Here is a 16,332-nt window from a genome sequence, read left to right as displayed (position 1 = left end):
GATGGCGATCAGGCGCGGACGCGGCGTTGCCGCGATCAATTATCCGACCGGCATGAACCTCGGCGGCGACCCGACGCAGGCGCTGGTGCATTCGACGCCGACCGGCAATTTCATGGTGACGCTGTCCAGCGTCGATCTCGGCCAGGGCATGAAGCAGATCATGGCGCAGATCTGCGCCGAGACGATCGGCGTGCCGACCGACCGCGTCGTCGTCGACACCGCCGACACCGACACCGGCCCGCACTGCATGGGCACCTTCGCATCGCGCGGCACCCACCGCGCCGGCAACGCCGTCATCCAGGCGGCCAGGGAAGCCCGCCAGGTGATGCTGGAAGTGGCTGCGGAAGAGCTGGAAGTGAATGCCTCCGACCTCGAGACCGACGGCCAGGGCAACATCCTGGTCAAGGGCGCGCCGCAGAAATCGATCTCGATCTTCGATGTCGCGCTGTCGGCGCATTTCAAGCGCGGCCGCTCGATTTCCGGCCGCGGCATGTTCCTGATCCCGCGCTCCTATCCGGAGAAAGAGACCGGTGCGATGAAGCCGTCGACCTGCTACGCGCATGCCTGCACCGTGGCCGAGGTCGAGGTCGATGACGAGACCGGCGAAGTCACCGTGCTGACAGTCAAGAACGTCTTCGAGATCGGCCGCGCGCTGAACCCGAAAATGGTCGAGCAACAACTCGTCGGCGGCTCCTGGATGGGCATCAGTCACGCGCTCTACGAAACCACGGAACCCTACTATCCCAACCGCGACCATGGCGGCACCGACTTCAACCAGTATCTCATGCCCGGCCCCGGCGACCTTGCCGAGACCGAGATCATCGTGCTGGAGCGACCCTCGGCAGACGGGCCATACGGTGCCAAGGGACCGGGCGAAATGTGCGCCAATCCGCAAATCCCGGCGGTCGCCAATGCCGTCTTCGATGCCGTCGGCGTGCGCATCGACACGTTGCCGATCACGCCGGAGCGCATTTTGCGCGCGCTGAAGGCGCAAGCGGCGAACTGAGGGCCGCAATGAACGGGACAAGCGCCGAGACTGTCGCGACCTCGCCGGAGGCGGTGGCACAGCATCTGGCCGCCTCACGCTATCTGGCGGATGAGAGCCTTTCCACAGCCATCTTCCTGGCGATCCGGCTGGGCAAGCCGCTGCTGCTCGAAGGCGCGCCCGGCGTCGGCAAAACGGAAGCGGCCAAGGCGATCGCCGCGCTGCTCGGCCGCGATCTGGTGCGGCTGCAATGCTATGAAGGCATCGACGCCGCGCATGCGCTCTACGAATGGAATTATCAACGCCAGCTGCTCGCCATCCGCCATGCCGGCGAGCATGAGATCGATATCTATGACGACCGTTTCCTGATCGCGCGGCCGCTGCTGCAGGTGCTGAAGGCGCCGGAGCAGCGCATACTGCTGGTCGATGAGATCGACCGTTCCGACCACGAATTTGAAGCACTGCTTTTGGAATTCCTCTCCGATTTCCAAATCAGCATTCCCGAGCGCGGCACCATCCGCGCCACCGCGCAGCCGATCGTCATCCTGACCTCGAACCGCACCCGTGAACTCGCCGAGGCGCTGCGCCGGCGCTGCGTCTATCACTGGATCGGCTATCCCAATGCCGAGCGCGAGGCCGCCATCATCATGCTGCGCGCCGGCGATGTGGCCGAGGCAACGGCGCGCGCGGTGGCCGCAGCCGTGCAGACCATCCGCGCCCGCCCGCTCGCCAAGCCGCCAGGCATCGCCGAAGCGGTCGAATGGGCCAACGCCGCCACCATCCTGGAAAAAGGCGGCAGCCCATGGCCGGAAGCCTTCCGCCGCGCCATCGGCGTGCTGATCAAGGACGAGGAGGATCTCTCCTACATCGCGCCCGAGCTTGGCCGCATTGTCGAGGAGGCGCTGGCGTGATGCGCGACGTCAACGACCCCTTCGCCCCGTTCCTTCCGGAACGCTGGCGGGACAGCGCCCCCCTCTGTCCTGCCGGACATCTCCCCCTCAAGGGGGGAGATNAGGGCAGGGCTATCGCATATGAGTAAAGAGGCTAAGCAGGTTTTGATCGGCCCATCGTGCCTTGAGTCGTTTGTGGCTGAGCGGGATGTTTTCAAGATCGGCTCTGAGAACATTGAGAGTGAGGCGGCGAAGTATGGCGTGATTGGCGGCGGTATTGTTCTTGCGGCCTCTGATTTGATCTTCGCCGAGCAAAACGTCGAGTTGCCAGTGCAGGTCATTCTCGATGCTCCAGTGGCGGCGTACTGTGGCGAGCAGTTCGTGTGCCGNGCATTTTGCGCGACAGCGCATAGCAGCGGACCTTGTGCGTGGTCTTGCCATCGACGGTGCGCCAGCTTTCGACACGGCCGACGGCGCAAAGGTCGACGAGTGCATTCTTGCCCGGCGGCTGCACAAAGGGAATGACGAAGGCACGCCGCACCTCGTGACGGCCATGGGCATCCTCCTTGGTCTGATGGAACTTGGTTGCTTTGCCCGCCGCTGCCTTGTCGAGTGCGGTGTTGGCTTCGGCGGCCAGCTTCGACTGGTTGGCCTTGATGGCGATCGCGTAGTGGCCGCCACCGTCGCGGATGGTCTGGGTCATGCGGCGATGGCAGTGCAAGGCGTCGGCGGTGACGGTCAATCCCTTGAGCGACAACAATTCGAGCGCCGCGATCGCGGCCTGCACCTCCCCGCCTTTCTGCGCCACGGTCTGGGCCAGGCTCATGAAGGTCTCGCAGCCAAAGACGGTCACCACCAGCGGCGGCATATGCGAAAGGCCCTTGGCATAGGCGCGCCTGAGGCTCTTGCCGTCGATGGCGATCTGGCCTTTCGGCGCATCGATGCGCGCCTGTGCGCCGAAAGCGGCCATGAAGCGCATGAACGCATCGTTGAGGGCGACAGGATCGAGGGCCGCCAGCACCCGGCTGAAGGTGTCGTGGCTGGGCGCGCCACGCTCGAGCGGGATGAACTGCCGCAACAGGTCGAGCCGATTCCTGGCAAACAGCTCCATTTCCGTGCAATGCGTCGCACCGCAAAGGACCGCCGCAAGCGCTACGAACAAAATCTCCGGCAACGGGTGCTGTGCGGTCAAGTCTCGAGGGTCCGGAACCTCGCCGAATACATCCAGAAACACCATGCTGACCTCCGATCATCCAGAGGTCCTTTCAGAATCGATTTCCGCACACCACACAAGAGTCCCTTTGTACTCATGTGCGATTCCCCTGCCNTCCAGAGGTCCTTTCAGAATCGATTTCCGCACACCACACAAGAGTCCCTTTGTACTCATGTGCGATTCCCCTGCCTTTGACTGGGGTAATCCTTTTGGCGCAATTGCGTTAAACGCTGAGGTACCGTCAAATCGCGGATATCCCGTGGGGAGAGTGACAAATGCGGCGGGTCATCAGCCCCTCCAAGGTCGCCCGCTGCACCGGTCATTGTCCCCAGGCTAGATGGTGGTCATTCACTGTTCATTCATCATATTAGGCCACGATCATATGCAGACATGATAGGTAGCTCGTACATGCCTCAAGGGCCCCGGTGCTGGGTGATGCGCCGGGGCCTTTAAGTTTCATCTCGCTGTCGTCAGATGCCGCCGCCGCTGTCGTATTGGTCTTCGGCAATGTCGCGCTCGTTCAGCCAGTGTTCCAGGGCGTCTACCATCTGTTCGGCCGATTTGCCGAGTGTCTGGAGATGGATTTCCGGGTTTTGCGGCGCTTCGTAGGGAGAATCGACGCCGGTGAAATTCTTGATCTCGCCATTCAGCGCGCGCGCATAGAGGCCCTTCGGATCACGCCTGGCGCATTCCTCGAACGGCGTGTCGACGAACACCTCGATGAACTCGCCATCGGCCATCAATTCGCGCGCCATGCGCCGCTCGGCGCTGAACGGCGAAATGAACGACACGATGACCACCAAGCCGGCATCGGCCATCAAACGCGCCACTTCGGCGACGCGGCGGATGTTCTCGACGCGATCGGCGTCGGTGAAACCAAGATCGCGGTTGAGACCGTGCCGGACGTTGTCGCCGTCCAGGATATAGGTATGGCGGCCGGTGGCGAACAGCTTCCTTTCGAACAGGTTGGCGATGGTCGACTTGCCGGAGCCCGACAGCCCGGTGAACCAGAACACCGCGGGCCGCTGGTTCTTCATGTCGGCGCGCACACGCTTGCCGACATCGAGCGATTGCCAGTGGATGTTTTCGGCGCGGCGCAGCGTGTGCAGGATCATGCCGGCGCCGACGGTGGCATTCGAGATGCGNACTGCCAGTGGATGTTTTCGGCGCGGCGCAGCGTGTGCAGGATCATGCCGGCGCCGACGGTGGCATTCGAGATGCGATCGATCAGGATGAAGGCGCCGGTGGTGCGGTTCTCGGCGAAGGGATCGAAGGCGATCGGCGTCCGCGTCGAGATGTTGCAGATGCCGACTTCGTTCATTTCGAGCGACTTGGCCGCCTCATGGGCAAAGTCGTTGACGTTGATCCGGTATTTCAGGTCGGTGACGGTGGCGCTGGTCTGGTCGGTCTCGGTGCGCAGGATGTAGGAGCGGCCGGGTAGCAGCGCATGCTCGTCGAACCAGACGATGTTGGCGGCGAACTGGTCGGCGACCTGCGGCCGTGCGGCCGGCGAAACCAGCATGTTGCCGCGCGAGATCTCGACCTCGTCGTCAAGAACCAGCGTGACGGCCTGGCCGGCAGCCGCCTGGGCNAGCATGTTGCCGCGCGAGATCTCGACCTCGTCGTCAAGAACCAGCGTGACGGCCTGGCCGGCAGCCGCCTGGGCGAGGTCGCCGCCATGCGAGACGATCCGCTTGACGCGCGAAGACTTGCCGGACTTGGCGACAACGATCTCGTCGCCTGACGCGACCGAGCCGGAGGCGATCGTGCCGGCAAAACCGCGAAAGTCGAGATTGGGGCGATTGACATACTGGACCGGAAAGCGGAACGGCAGGTCGACCACCGCTGCATCGACCGACACGGTTTCGAGATGCTCGATCAGCGTCGGGCCGGAATGCCACTCCATGTTGTCCGAGCGGCGGCTGACGTTGTCGCCATAACGAGCCGACATCGGGATCGGCACGATGGTCTGGAAGCCGAGATCGCGCGAGAATTGCCGGTAGTCTTCAACGATCCGCTCGAACACCGCCTGGTCGAACCCGACCAGATCGATCTTGTTGACGGCCAGCACGATGTGGCGGATGCCGAGCAGCGAGGCGATGATCGAATGGCGCCTGGTCTGGCGCAGCACCCCTTGCCGCGCATCGATCAGCACGATCGCCAGGTCGGCGGTCGAGGCGCCGGTTGCCATGTTGCGCGTGTATTGCTCGTGACCGGGCGTGTCGGCGACGATGAACTTGCGCTTCGGCGTGGCGAAGAAGCGGTAGGCGACNTGCTTGCGCGAATCGCGTTCGAGCGCGGCGAGCTGGTCCTCGAAAATCTGCTTGGTGTCGGAAAGCAGGCGCCCGATCAGCGTCGACTTGCCGTCATCGACCGAACCGCAGGTCAGAAAGCGCAGCAGCGACTTCTTCTCCTGCGCCGCCAGATAATCGCGGACGTTCCTCGCACTGGAAAAGGACAGGTTAAGAATTGCCGTCCGGCGACCCTCATCCACGGCAGTCGGCCGCGATGCAATTCGAAAGGCGGGCCTGCACTTTGCCGCGCGATCCGATCTGGCGTCTGATGGACATGGCCGTCTCCAACCCTATGACCGGCTGTCTTCTCGCGATCTGCGCTTCCGCAAGGTCAGGCGAGAAGACTGCTGGACCGTTATACGCTTGGGCGCGCGTCCATGAAATCCCACTATCGTTGCCGCGAGCTCCGATGTGGAAGCTCGTCCGCCGCTGGGCCAAAAGTGACCCGTTACGGGTCAGTACATCTGGCACCGCAATTGCTTTGATAGATGTGTGGGCTGGGGCGAGGGCTCGTCGCCTCGCAAATGGGGTGGCGGGCCTTTAGTCAACGAGGAGTTCTGATGGAGCGGCCCGGCACCCGTTGTTGGGATGGGGCTAGGACACCGGGCCTAACCGACGGGCAGTTTGTGAGAAACGGCGCCGGGGGCTGGGGGACTATATGCGCTCACGCTGAACACGCGCAAAGCATACGAACGGAGTACGAGAGCCACAATTCGGGGGTCGGCCGATAGCCAATTTAGCTCGCTGGTTGTCGAGGCAGAACTGGTCAACCGGCGGTCTCAGTTCGGAGCTTGAGTTCGCCTTATTAGTGTCGCGTGGGAGAAATGCAATTGCAGGTTGTGATGCGGTCAGGTATATTAGCTACCTAAGATATAATTACCAAATTGTTAACCAGGATTAATGCGCCTTTTCCACAGCATCGTAGTATGCCTTCCAGGTTGGGTTACCTCCATGGAGCGAGGAAGCCATACGTCCGTGCGTTGGGGCGGCGTATGCCCTACTCCTTGAATCCAATCGTCAGTTAACAACTACGCAACCTGACACATGATGAACGAGCGTACAGGTCACGCTTCTGCCGAATTTTGCGAGAGGGGGCAAAACAAAAAGGGAGCGACGGAGAGGAGTAGTAAGGCGATGGGACACCCCCAAATTTCCGATTTTTGGAACGACGCAACAAGACCGATACACAATGGACATCTGCCGGACGCGAATGGTCTTAGCGGGTCCGATCTCGATGAAGGACGCCCAAGCGAAGGCTTGGTCATGATTGTCGACAAGCGAGCACTCGAACGTGAATGCCTTGCGCGCGGCCTCATCGAACACAATCCCACTTGGCGGGTCAGCGCGGTCGGATCGCTCGACGAAATCCAGCACATTGCCGGGGAAGCGCAGCCGTCCGCGATCCTCGTAATTCTCGGTGCCAGAAAGGTCACGGACCAGAGCGTTCGGGCGGAACTTTCGCACTTCATTTCCGAGTTTGGCACCGTACCCGTAATCGTCGTGGTGGATTCCGACGAGCCGGGGGAGGTTCTCGCTGCTCTCGAATGCGGCGCCCGAGGCTACATCCCTACCAGCGTGAAGGTGAAGGTCGCGGCCGAGGCCATCGGGCTCGCTCGTGCCGGAGGGATCTTTGTCCCCGCCAGCTGCGTGCTGGCTCTTCGAGAGATCATCCACTCGACCACAAACGGTGCCCGTCCGCTCACCGGCATGTTCACCACACGCGAGGCGGCGGTTGTGGAGGCGCTCAGGACAGGCAAGGCGAACAAGATAATTGCCTACGAGCTCAACCTCTGCGAGAGCACCGTTAAGGTCCACATCCGAAATATCATGAAAAAACTCAAGGCTACAAACCGCACCGAGGTAGCGTACAAGCTCAGACAAATGTTGCTGTGAAGGCTGCCCGATCGGTCATTGCCTGGCCGGCTTGGCAATATAAACCGCCGGGCGCGTTAAGGGCGGGACCACGGGTTCGCCGTTCTGGTAAGTTCCGAAGATCGATGCTGCCGTCCGTGCCTTGTCGCGAACGGCACGCTGGGCGTGTGCTTAGGCACCAACCGTTGCGGACCCCGCCGTCACGAGAAATCCAATGCTGTCCCGTCCAAGCTCTACGCCACGATATGCTGCTTCGGCAGCCTTCAGCCCTCCCGTCAGTCTGCGGACGATTGGAGCCGATCCGAGTACGTCAAGTGGAAGGCCTAGCTGACCACGGGTGAGCCGCTTCGGTGGCCAGACCCTGAGGCCAAAATAGCTCGCGGCGGAGCGATCGATGCCGCCGCTGAATTGCACCAGGAGCGCTTGGCGAGAGTTCCGGGCAATACGGCCCAGGCTGTTAATGTCCATTGAAGGTTTGTCGGACGGCCTCATCGCGACCACGATCACATCCCATGTGTCGTCGGTCAGGAGCATGGGATGCGAAAAAACACTTACTCTCGCCCCGCCGGCGCGTAGCGCCTGCTCAAGGGATGGTGCACAGGGCGTGTCGCAGACGATGGCGAGCCTCGCGGCTCGTTGATCGACACCAGCATCGCTGAGCAAGATGCAGCATAACCGCGCGAATTCCGGCAGCAGGTCTATGGCTGGGTGGCTAAGATTGGGAGCGGCGACTTTGATGCCGGCCTCTTCACAGGCGTCGAAGTCCACAAAGCCCGGCCGAAGCTCCCATGGTTCAGCCATCAGCGAAATCACCGCATGTGAGGGCAAGAGTTCAATGAGAGACCTCGAAATCGGTCCGACCTGGGGACAACTGGTGACGAGGTCGACGTCCTGCCATTTGCGGCTGCCGATGCGGTTCGTCACTTCAATGCGTTCGGAGACTTTAGCGTGTTTGGCAAATGCCAACGTCGCATCTGCGATGGCTGCCAGGCTCGGATGTCTGGAGGTTATGCGGGCGAGCGCAACGACACGGCTGGCATTGGCGAGCGCCGCCGCTGTGGCAGTCACCGCTTGGTATCCTGTCGTAGCGCCAACGACCACGGTGAGGCCGGAGAGATCAAGATCAAGCAAGGCAATCTGCTTGCGCACAATGGCAAGTACTTCGGCAAGCTCGATCTCGTGAATATCACGAGCAAACGACGCCGCGGCAAGATCACGCGGTAAAGGCATCAAGCTGGACACCACGTTGCGCGCTCCACTGTCAAATAAGCCTGAACTGTAAGCCTGGAATGTCCGTTAAGCTGACAAACCGCCCAGGGGGATCTTGTCTCGGCGTGATGCACGTGTATTTCCTGCATTGCTTTGACGGACGCCTTTGCGCCTTGCGCATTTATCAAACGTGGTTCCTGTATCTCCACGAGCGTGACGGCCTGGATTCGGTTGGCACCCTGATCTCCTGGTGGTTGAGCCAGGTCCAATGCAGACTTTGGCAATACAGCCGACCTGCCCGGACTGCTACCGCAGCAAACGGATGCTAGGTGATACGCCGTTTGATCAGAAGGCTTATAGACACCACGCCATCGACGCGCGGGTCAGGCTTAGGAGTAACGAGCACCGGGTACGCCGCTACCTCCTTTGCTTCTCTTGCCAAGAATCCCAAGCCGCTGTGAAGTTGGGCAGCAACACCAACCGCGTTTCTTGGTGAGACCCGTGACAATCAGCGCATTTGACATAAAGCGCCGCAGGCCCAGCACCCGGATCGGCCAAAACCTCCGTCCGCTTGGAGGCCGGCCCAAAAGGATCATGGACATGGCTGTCGCATCGATCGCACTTGTCCTTGCCGCCCCGGTCATGCTGGCGGTTGCCCTTTTGATATTGTTGACTGATGGGGGACCGGCGGTGTTCTCCCACACCAGGGTCGGATTCAATGGCAAGCGCTTCGCCTGCTATAAATTCAGGACCATGGTGGCGAACTCGGAGCGGGTTCTGGCCGACTATCTCGCGAGCAGTCCCGAAGCCGCCAAGGAGTGGGAGCAGAATTGGAAAATCAAAAACGACCCGCGCATCACATTCCTGGGGCATATCCTCAGGAAATCGAGCCTGGATGAGCTGCCTCAGCTCATTAACGTGCTGCGTGGCGAGATGAGTTGTGTCGGCCCTCGTCCGGTCGTTCCCGACGAACTACAACGTTACGGCTCCTGTGCGATCGATTATCTAAAAACCCGACCGGGACTAACCGGCCTGTGGCAGGTAAACGGCAGAGACGCGATGGATTATCCCAGTCGTGTCTCCATCGACAGCCGCTATGTGCGGGAATGGTCGCTGTGGGCCGATGTCGTTATTCTCATCCGGACTGTCTTCGCCGTGATGAAATTCGACCATGCGTCTTAAGTAAAGCGCACCGCAAATTCTTGCTCTCATGTTCTTGCTCTCATGCATGTCGTTGCCGCAAAGACGCCGGCGTGTCCTGGCGGCAAAACAACGGCGAACAGCTCCGGCGCCGGGGCGCGAAAAATGCAGCCGGGATCGTCATTGCTCGCGTGACATGCCACGGCGCCAGATGACGCCAAGGACGAGGCCGAGCAAATAGGCGCACTGCAGAACGATTACGAGAAGCAGGATTGAAACCAGGCGGCCCCAGTCAAACCAACTGCCGATGCCGCCTGCAACGACGCCGACCACGAAGGTCACCGCCGTCATGATGATGAGCGCAGCCGCTCGAAAACGAAATCCCAGCAAAATGCCGATCAAGCCGACTGCGACAAGGCCCCAAAGCACGGCGATCTCCTACGGTGTGGAAGACTCAGAAGACTCAAAGTGCCGTACCTGAGTCTCCCACATCTGCGAATCCGTACCAACACCCAATCCGGCTGCACTGACTGGCCGACTGTCGATCAAGTTGTGGGAAATCGCTACACCTCAGCCGCTTTGCACAAAAGGCGTAGTGCACCCTGTCCCAATGCACCCTTTTCGCACATTTCCATGTCCATCCGCTGAGCCTAGGCTGCTCGTGAAAATAGGTATGCGGAGATTCACCTGCCGTGCGGCAGCTTGCCAACAAGGCGCTGTACGTTGCGCATCAGGGCAGAGTTGCGTCGGCACGAAATTCCTAGATCACGCGTTCGGTGTGACATCCCATCTATGCTGCAGGTATCCGTTCTTTTGCTGATCGTGTCCATCTGGTTCCCTGGCGCCACGCGGATTGCCGGAACGGATGGCTCGCTTTCTTTCCTGCTTGCTCTGTTCTGCGCCCTGGTAAGCGTCGGTGCCTATGCCGAAACAGCAAGACGCCTCCATCGGACCGAAGCGGCACTGGCGACTGCGGTGCTGGCCATATCTGCTTTCATCATGGTTCTGTCCCTACTGTCGATGCTTTACGCCGACAGTCCGATCAGGACGATGCGCGCGGTTTTTGCGCAGGTGTTCGGCTTCGCGATTATTCCAGCAGTCGCAGCGATTTCCACCAGACCAAAGGGTCTCGTGGCAATCGATAGGATAGTGATGGCGATGATCATCATGAGTGTTGCAACATCCTGTCTAGTCGCAATCGGGCTGGGCGATGCCAGATTTGCCGATCGCGCGGAAGGCTATTTCAAGCACTCTAACCAACTCGGGATCGCCTTGTCGGCTGCTCTGCCGCTTGTCGCCGCGAAGCTGGTCTCATCCCGCAGCCACCGTGTTCTCCTCTTGGGCTGCCTCGTTGCGGTGCTCCTGGGTTTGGTGAAATCGGGTTCAAAGACAAATTTCGTTCTCGGCGTTGCAGGCCTCGGAGCGTTCTTCGGAATATACAGCTTCTATCTGGTCAGAAGAAAGCAGAGCCCAATAGCAGTAATCGCGGGTATGGTTACGGCTCCGATATTGCTGGAAGCGAGCCTGGTGGCATTGCAGTACCTCAATCCACGGGCTTACAATCTGCTCGCCCTCCAATTGTCCGGAGGCGAGGCACATTCGGTCATCTCGCGGCAGCGGCTGTGGTCTATATCTATAGACCTCGGCCTATCGCATCCGTTTATGGGGGTCGGCGCAGGGCAGTGGGTGGGCGATATTGCTCCCCATAGCCACAACCTGTTCATCGACGCCTTTAGAACACTGGGGGTGCCCGGCGTCGGGTTGATGTCAGTGATGGTACTCGTGGTCGTGACATATGTTGTCAGCGCTGTCTTCAGTACATTGTTTGATAAGGACAGGGGGGACCACTCGACGGAAATTAATGTGATGGTGCTCGGAACATCGGTTTCCGTTTTCAACTACATCGCCGCAAACCAGATGAGCGATTCTTTCGGCCCATCAACAGCGCCCTTCTTCTGGCTGCCCTTGGCTTTGCTCATCTTCTACCGCGGCAGGCAACGATCAATGCAGAGCGGGCTTGGTGAGAGCCCAAAGCTGTACGCAAGAATTGGAACTCAGCTCTTTCAACATTGAGCTTCCGCCATGTCTCTTTGTCTCCCTAGAACCAACCTCGCCAACCGAGCCCAATGATTCCGCACACAGCTAGCGAGCTGGCGCTAGGCTTGCCGCCAAGCCTTGAAGCAAGCGCGCCTCAAACAGACATTCGATTCGTCGAATTCTTTGGTCTCCCTGGGATCGGAAAGACAACCGCTTCCACCCTGTTGGCGAACGACTTGCGACGGTGCGGCCCGCTGGCAGGCGATGTGAGAATAGCGTGGGAGACAAGAACGTTCATCGACCGCCAGATCCACAGGATCGGTATTGTTGCCCCGAGATTCAAGGACCGTCAGTTTCGCTCGTTGCTCGCCCGAATTGCACGTTTTGTCATCGAGAGTGGCCAATCGTCGTTTGTCGATGCAATCAGGGTTATTTGGAACCTTTCCGTTTTGGTTGCCTATATCCAAACCGAAAGGCAGGGAAAGAATACTATCACTATTATGGATCAGGGGCTGCTGCAGGGATTCCTCTCCATATCGCTTAAGGCTAAGCATCGGGCAACTTCGGAGAGCTGGATTGACATCTTGTTCGCCATTGGCGTGCATGACATGGTTTTTGTCCATCTGCGCGGCGAGATCGGCCTAGCACGAAATCGACTTCTGAAAAGGGGCGATCGGTCCTCGCGGATGCAAAGGGCATCTCCTGATTGCGGCGGTCATCTCTGGTCGGCTGCGGATTGTGCTTGCCGCGAGATTGCGGCCGATCTTGAGAGGGGAATGGACACGGAAGATCACGTCGGCGTGCTGGCGGCGGTCGACGTGGAAAGGTTGGCATCGCCCGAAGATGTCGCCGAAAGGGTTCTGGAGGCTGTGCTTTTGGCCTGTCTCGAACGACGTCGGCTGGGCGATCCGGCAGGTCAATGAGCACTACAATGAACCGCCGATCATTCATGGGCGTCGCCGGCCTGTATCCCCTGATCGCCCTGTTGCCGGGCTCGGGCTCAGCGCAAGAGGAACAGGCGCCGAAAGGCAAGGAATTCGTCCTGGCAGGTGCCTATGGATTCGAACAGCAATCGATTAAGAACCTCGAGCCGGGAGCAACAATCGACGCTCGAAATGCTTCCTTCACGGTTGCCAACAGCAGAAATAGCGATCCCAGCGCGACGACCGGATGCGACGAGGGGCCGTTGCCCGTCAATCGCTATCCCCTCGTCATCCGCAACTGCCCCGGCGTTCGCCTTATCGGAGGGCGCTTCGATGGTCAGGTGCCGCTAACGTCTGATTGGCGCGACACGTATTGCAACAGCGCCGCTCTGCTTGTCAGGGACGGAACCACCGACGCGACAATAGAGGGTATCCGTGCGCGTCGCTGCTGGGATGGCATTCGCTTCGCCGAGCACGCCGACGGCTTTCGGCTAAAAGGCTGCTGGCTCAGCGAAATCAGGGATGATGCGGTGGAGAACGACTATCTTCTCAGCGGCATCGTTGAAGACTGCCTGTTCGACGGATGTTTCTCAGGGATCAGCCTGGATCCTGCATCAAACGAACGGGACGGAACAGGCCAAATCGTGCGGATCGACAGATCCCTCATTCGTATGCACGCCTTTCTCTCCAAGGGCGAAATCACACATCAGGCGCCGATCAAAGCTGTCGACCAGTCACCCAGGTTGCGGATTACGGAATCGGTTTTTGCGTTGGCTGCGGCTAACATGCGTGGATTCCGTCGCCTGGAAAGAACATGGCGGCTGACGATTGAAAGTCGCGACAATGTGTTGCTGTGGCTGCCCGACGCGCCAATACCCTCCGCGTTGCCGCTGCCGCCGTCTGGTTTCAGAGTGCTGACCGGCGCCGGCGCCAGGAGCTACTGGAGCAGGGCGCACCTCCAGTGGATCGCAGCGCATCAGGATGTGGCCAGGTTTTCCGACGAAGTGCTGTGAGAAATCGCAGCCCTCGGTGACGATAATGCATGTCGCTCGCCCATCGACCACACCCGCCTTGCCATAACAGCTTGGACCGTCACCGCGATGAATCAGCACGAGGCCATTGACAGAACTGCGACACCGCGCCTCGCCGATCACAGTTCTGCGACGTTTGTAATCCAAGGACGGTTGGTACGCGTCAGGGAAAGAAACGTCCTGTTCAGCCCGACAAATCAGGCCATTTTCGCCATCAACGACACTGCTGCCGACATCTGGCGCTGTCTGGAAGAAGGCATGGCACCGCAAGCCATTTCGGTCGAGATGATGCGCAGGGGCGTTGAAAGGCTTGAGGCAAACAGGCATGTCGAGGCGGCGCTCGCGGACTGGCAGCGGCTTAGCCTGATACGGCCCCGCGTGCCTGTGTCTCCGTCAGCAGCTCAGGAACTCGTGAGCCAGGTGGTTGCCGTTGCGGGCCTCAACATGCGGATCGTCTATCCAGCAGCCTCCGCATTCCCCGCAATCACCGTATTTCGGCATCTTGAGGTTCGAAGTGAGGCTGCCGACGTTCTACTCGAGGTAGTTGAGCACGGGGGACGGATCCATCTGTTCCGGGATGGCGATTGGATTCTGTCCTGCCCTGCCGACGAACTAGCCGTCACACTGAAAGGACAATTGCTGAACGAGGTTCTCGATCGCGGCGTCTATGAACTCGCTCTCCATGCGGCGGGCCTTTTCAGCAATGGACGTATGGTCCTTCTTTGCGGCAATCCGGGCGCGGGCAAGACAACACTGACTTTGGCATTGGTCCATGCCGGATTCGGCTTTGCCGCTGATGATGTTACTCTGCTGGACTCCAGGGGGCGTGGCGTTGGCCTGCCGTTTGCCTGCGCGGTCAAGGCGGGGGCATGGCCGCTTCTGGCCGAATACTGCGCCGATCTCGACGATGCTCCAGTCTGCCGCCGGCCCGACCGTAGGCGTGTGCGGTTTGCCGTGCCCAAGGCGTCGGCGCCCTTGGCTCATTCTCCCCTGCCTATCGGCAGTGTGGTCCTGCTGCGTCGAGGCCACGGTTCGAAGGCTTGCCTGGAGCCGGTCGATCCTGCCAACGCATTGCGCGGTCTTCTCAACGGCGCGCTTGCACCCGGCGGAAGGCTGAGTGGCACCGCGTTCGAAGTTCTGACCCAACTCATCGGATCGGCCGAAACCTATTGCCTGAACTATTCGAAGCTTGATGATGCGGTACAACTTATATCGCAAGCGTGCCGATGATGAGCAGGGGCAACGCGCTTGAGGCGTTGATCGCCGGACTTCGCGGCAGTCCGACTGACAGGGCCGATTGGCAGGCCGTGATTGCTTTGGCAAATCACACTCTGCTCACACCCGATTTGTTTTCCTCCCTCGCGCGTGCCGGACAAATCCACCAGCTCCCGCAGGACGTGCGTGAGTATCTTCGGTTCGTTCACGACTGCAATCGGGAACGGAACCTGCGCTTGCGTTCCCAATTGCGTGAAGCCGTTGCGGCCCTCAATGGCAGCGATATCGTTCCGCTCCTGCTCAAGGGTGCCATTCCGTTGTTCCTTTCACCGGCCGGCCGGATTCCCAGCAGGATGACGAGTGACCTTGATCTAGCTGTGAATCCGCGCCAAGAGACGGTCGCCAGAGCCTGTCTTGAAGAGCTTGGCTACGTCGATGTGGCGGGCGCTCGAGGCATGGCCCGCCAGCAGGACGCCGGAATGCTGGAGCTCCGCTCGAGCCGAGCGAACGGCTGTCACCCCCCCAAGCTTGTTCAGCGAGGCGGCCTTCGGGTGAAAATTCCTACCGCTCAGGCCCGCGCCATGCACTGGATGGTGCACGACCTTCTCAAGGAGGGAGATTACTGGCGCGGAAGGATAGATCTCAGGCACCTTCATGATCTGGCACGATTGGCGGAAAGCGATGACGTGGATTGGACGTCACTGCAGCAATCCATGTCGGATGGAACCGCCCGTAATGCGCTCGACACCCAGCTCCTGGCCATGCATCATTTCTTTGGAACCAGAATCCCGGCAAAGTGTGCACAACGCCGGATGGTCCGTATCCAGCACTGGAGACGCATCTTCACGGCGACCCACCCCGTCGTCGGAGCGCCGCTGCGCTTGGCCGGCAATTTGATGTGGGGGACATGGCGATTTTCACGCGGCTACGGCTTGGTGCGACGTGGGCCGTCGGACTTCTTACGTCGCATTGCTCGCACGCTTTTCAACCCTCGCACCAAAATCTAAGCCTTTTGGAGAACTAGTGCCCCCGGGTCACAAAGCATAAGCTCGATCTGTAAATTTGAGACGGTTGTGGAGAGGTTTGACATGTCAACTGAAAGCACAAAAAGCTCAGAACGGACTCAGGAGAACCTGGTCTCGGAAGCTCAGGCACGCCGCGACTTTCTCAAGAAGGCGGGGCGCTTTGCGGCAGTTACGCCGCCGGCTGTGACGCTTTTGCTCGGCACGAGCTTGAACTCCAAGGCGATTGCCCAATCGGGCGGATCACGCCCGGGCAATGGTTGGGGAGACAAGAACCACATCCACTCCGGTCCTCCCGGGCAGGCGTAAGCTCTTCGAGCATCATGGTCGCTGAAAACAGCGTTGTGAGAACGTAAGCCTGTCATTTGAAAGCCCGGACCACTTGCGGCACTTTTGTGTGCCGCAAGTGGTCCGGGCTTTTCTTTGCCGGCGGCTACCGGCTCACGGGTCCGAATTTCAAATCAGTGAGCCGGCCGGGCATGACGAGTTCCGGTGGTCTGA

At 60.0% G+C, this 16,332-nt stretch carries 13 protein-coding genes and 1 pseudogene; 10 read left to right on the top strand and 4 right to left on the bottom strand.

What is annotated here, in order from left to right; all coding sequences use genetic code 11:
- Position 1: 1 nt before the first annotated feature.
- On the top strand, positions 2–1,006 hold the full coding sequence (locus tag X744_RS1000000175875; RefSeq protein WP_023756899.1) for a molybdopterin cofactor-binding domain-containing protein: 1,005 nt from the start codon (positions 2–4) through the stop codon (positions 1,004–1,006).
- A gap of 8 nt (positions 1,007–1,014) precedes the next feature.
- On the top strand, positions 1,015–1,896 hold the full coding sequence (locus X744_RS167940; protein WP_023756898.1) for a MoxR family ATPase: 882 nt from the start codon (positions 1,015–1,017) through the stop codon (positions 1,894–1,896).
- 316 nt (positions 1,897–2,212) lie between these two features.
- On the opposite strand, the gene X744_RS01000000169110 is transcribed toward X744_RS167940, so the two are convergent.
- A complete protein-coding gene (locus tag X744_RS01000000169110) occupies positions 2,213–3,112 on the bottom strand; it encodes an ISAs1 family transposase (protein WP_050589463.1) in 900 nt (299 codons plus the stop codon).
- Between the two features lie 446 nt (positions 3,113–3,558).
- Positions 3,559–5,558: pseudogene (cysC, locus tag X744_RS01000000169105) on the bottom strand (adenylyl-sulfate kinase).
- A 1,087-nt stretch (positions 5,559–6,645) separates the two neighbouring features.
- On the opposite strand from cysC, the gene X744_RS167945 reads away from it, so the two are divergent.
- Positions 6,646–7,275, top strand: a complete 630-nt coding sequence (locus tag X744_RS167945; protein ID WP_245266376.1) for a response regulator transcription factor — start codon at positions 6,646–6,648, stop codon at positions 7,273–7,275.
- Positions 7,276–7,425: 150 nt separating this feature from the next.
- On the opposite strand, the gene X744_RS167950 is transcribed toward X744_RS167945, so the two are convergent.
- Positions 7,426–8,496 (bottom strand): hypothetical protein, encoded by a 1,071-nt coding sequence (locus X744_RS167950; RefSeq protein WP_156938469.1) that lies wholly within the window; start codon positions 8,494–8,496, stop codon positions 7,426–7,428.
- Between the two features lie 561 nt (positions 8,497–9,057).
- On the opposite strand from X744_RS167950, the gene X744_RS167955 reads away from it, so the two are divergent.
- Entirely contained in the window at positions 9,058–9,645 is a 588-nt protein-coding gene (locus tag X744_RS167955) for a sugar transferase (protein WP_032906875.1), read from the top strand.
- A gap of 138 nt (positions 9,646–9,783) precedes the next feature.
- Here the strand turns inward: X744_RS167955 and X744_RS167960 are convergent, their stop codons facing one another.
- Positions 9,784–10,032, bottom strand: a complete 249-nt coding sequence (locus X744_RS167960) for a hypothetical protein (RefSeq protein ID WP_023756893.1) — start codon at positions 10,030–10,032, stop codon at positions 9,784–9,786.
- 363 nt (positions 10,033–10,395) lie between these two features.
- Between X744_RS167960 and X744_RS167965 the strand changes: the two genes are divergently transcribed.
- From X744_RS167965 to X744_RS1000000171325, 6 genes are all read left to right on the top strand, one after another.
- Entirely contained in the window at positions 10,396–11,676 is a 1,281-nt protein-coding gene (locus X744_RS167965) for an O-antigen ligase family protein (protein ID WP_023756892.1), read from the top strand.
- 53 nt (positions 11,677–11,729) lie between these two features.
- On the top strand, positions 11,730–12,563 hold the full coding sequence (locus X744_RS167970; protein ID WP_023756891.1) for a hypothetical protein: 834 nt from the start codon (positions 11,730–11,732) through the stop codon (positions 12,561–12,563).
- Positions 12,564–12,571: 8 nt separating this feature from the next.
- Positions 12,572–13,576 carry a hypothetical protein gene (locus tag X744_RS167975; protein ID WP_023756890.1) on the top strand — a complete coding sequence of 335 codons (1,005 nt, stop codon included), beginning with the start codon at positions 12,572–12,574 and terminating at the stop codon, positions 13,574–13,576.
- Between the two features lie 87 nt (positions 13,577–13,663).
- Complete coding sequence (locus tag X744_RS167980) at positions 13,664–14,824, top strand: PqqD family peptide modification chaperone (RefSeq protein WP_023756889.1); 1,161 nt, start codon at positions 13,664–13,666, stop codon at positions 14,822–14,824.
- Positions 14,824–15,816, top strand: a complete 993-nt coding sequence (locus X744_RS167985; RefSeq protein ID WP_245266374.1) for a nucleotidyltransferase family protein — start codon at positions 14,824–14,826, stop codon at positions 15,814–15,816. The genes X744_RS167980 and X744_RS167985 overlap by 1 nt, the downstream gene beginning before the upstream one ends.
- An 81-nt stretch (positions 15,817–15,897) precedes the next feature.
- Complete coding sequence (locus X744_RS1000000171325; protein ID WP_084025041.1) at positions 15,898–16,140, top strand: hypothetical protein; 243 nt, start codon at positions 15,898–15,900, stop codon at positions 16,138–16,140.
- Positions 16,141–16,332: the final 192 nt, after the last annotated feature.

The sequence above is a fragment of the Mesorhizobium sp. LNHC252B00 genome (genome assembly GCF_000502955.1).
GTDB lineage: Bacteria > Pseudomonadota > Alphaproteobacteria > Rhizobiales > Rhizobiaceae > Mesorhizobium.
The sequence above is the reverse complement of the archived record's forward strand: the minus strand, read 5'-3'. Positions and strand labels throughout refer to the sequence as shown.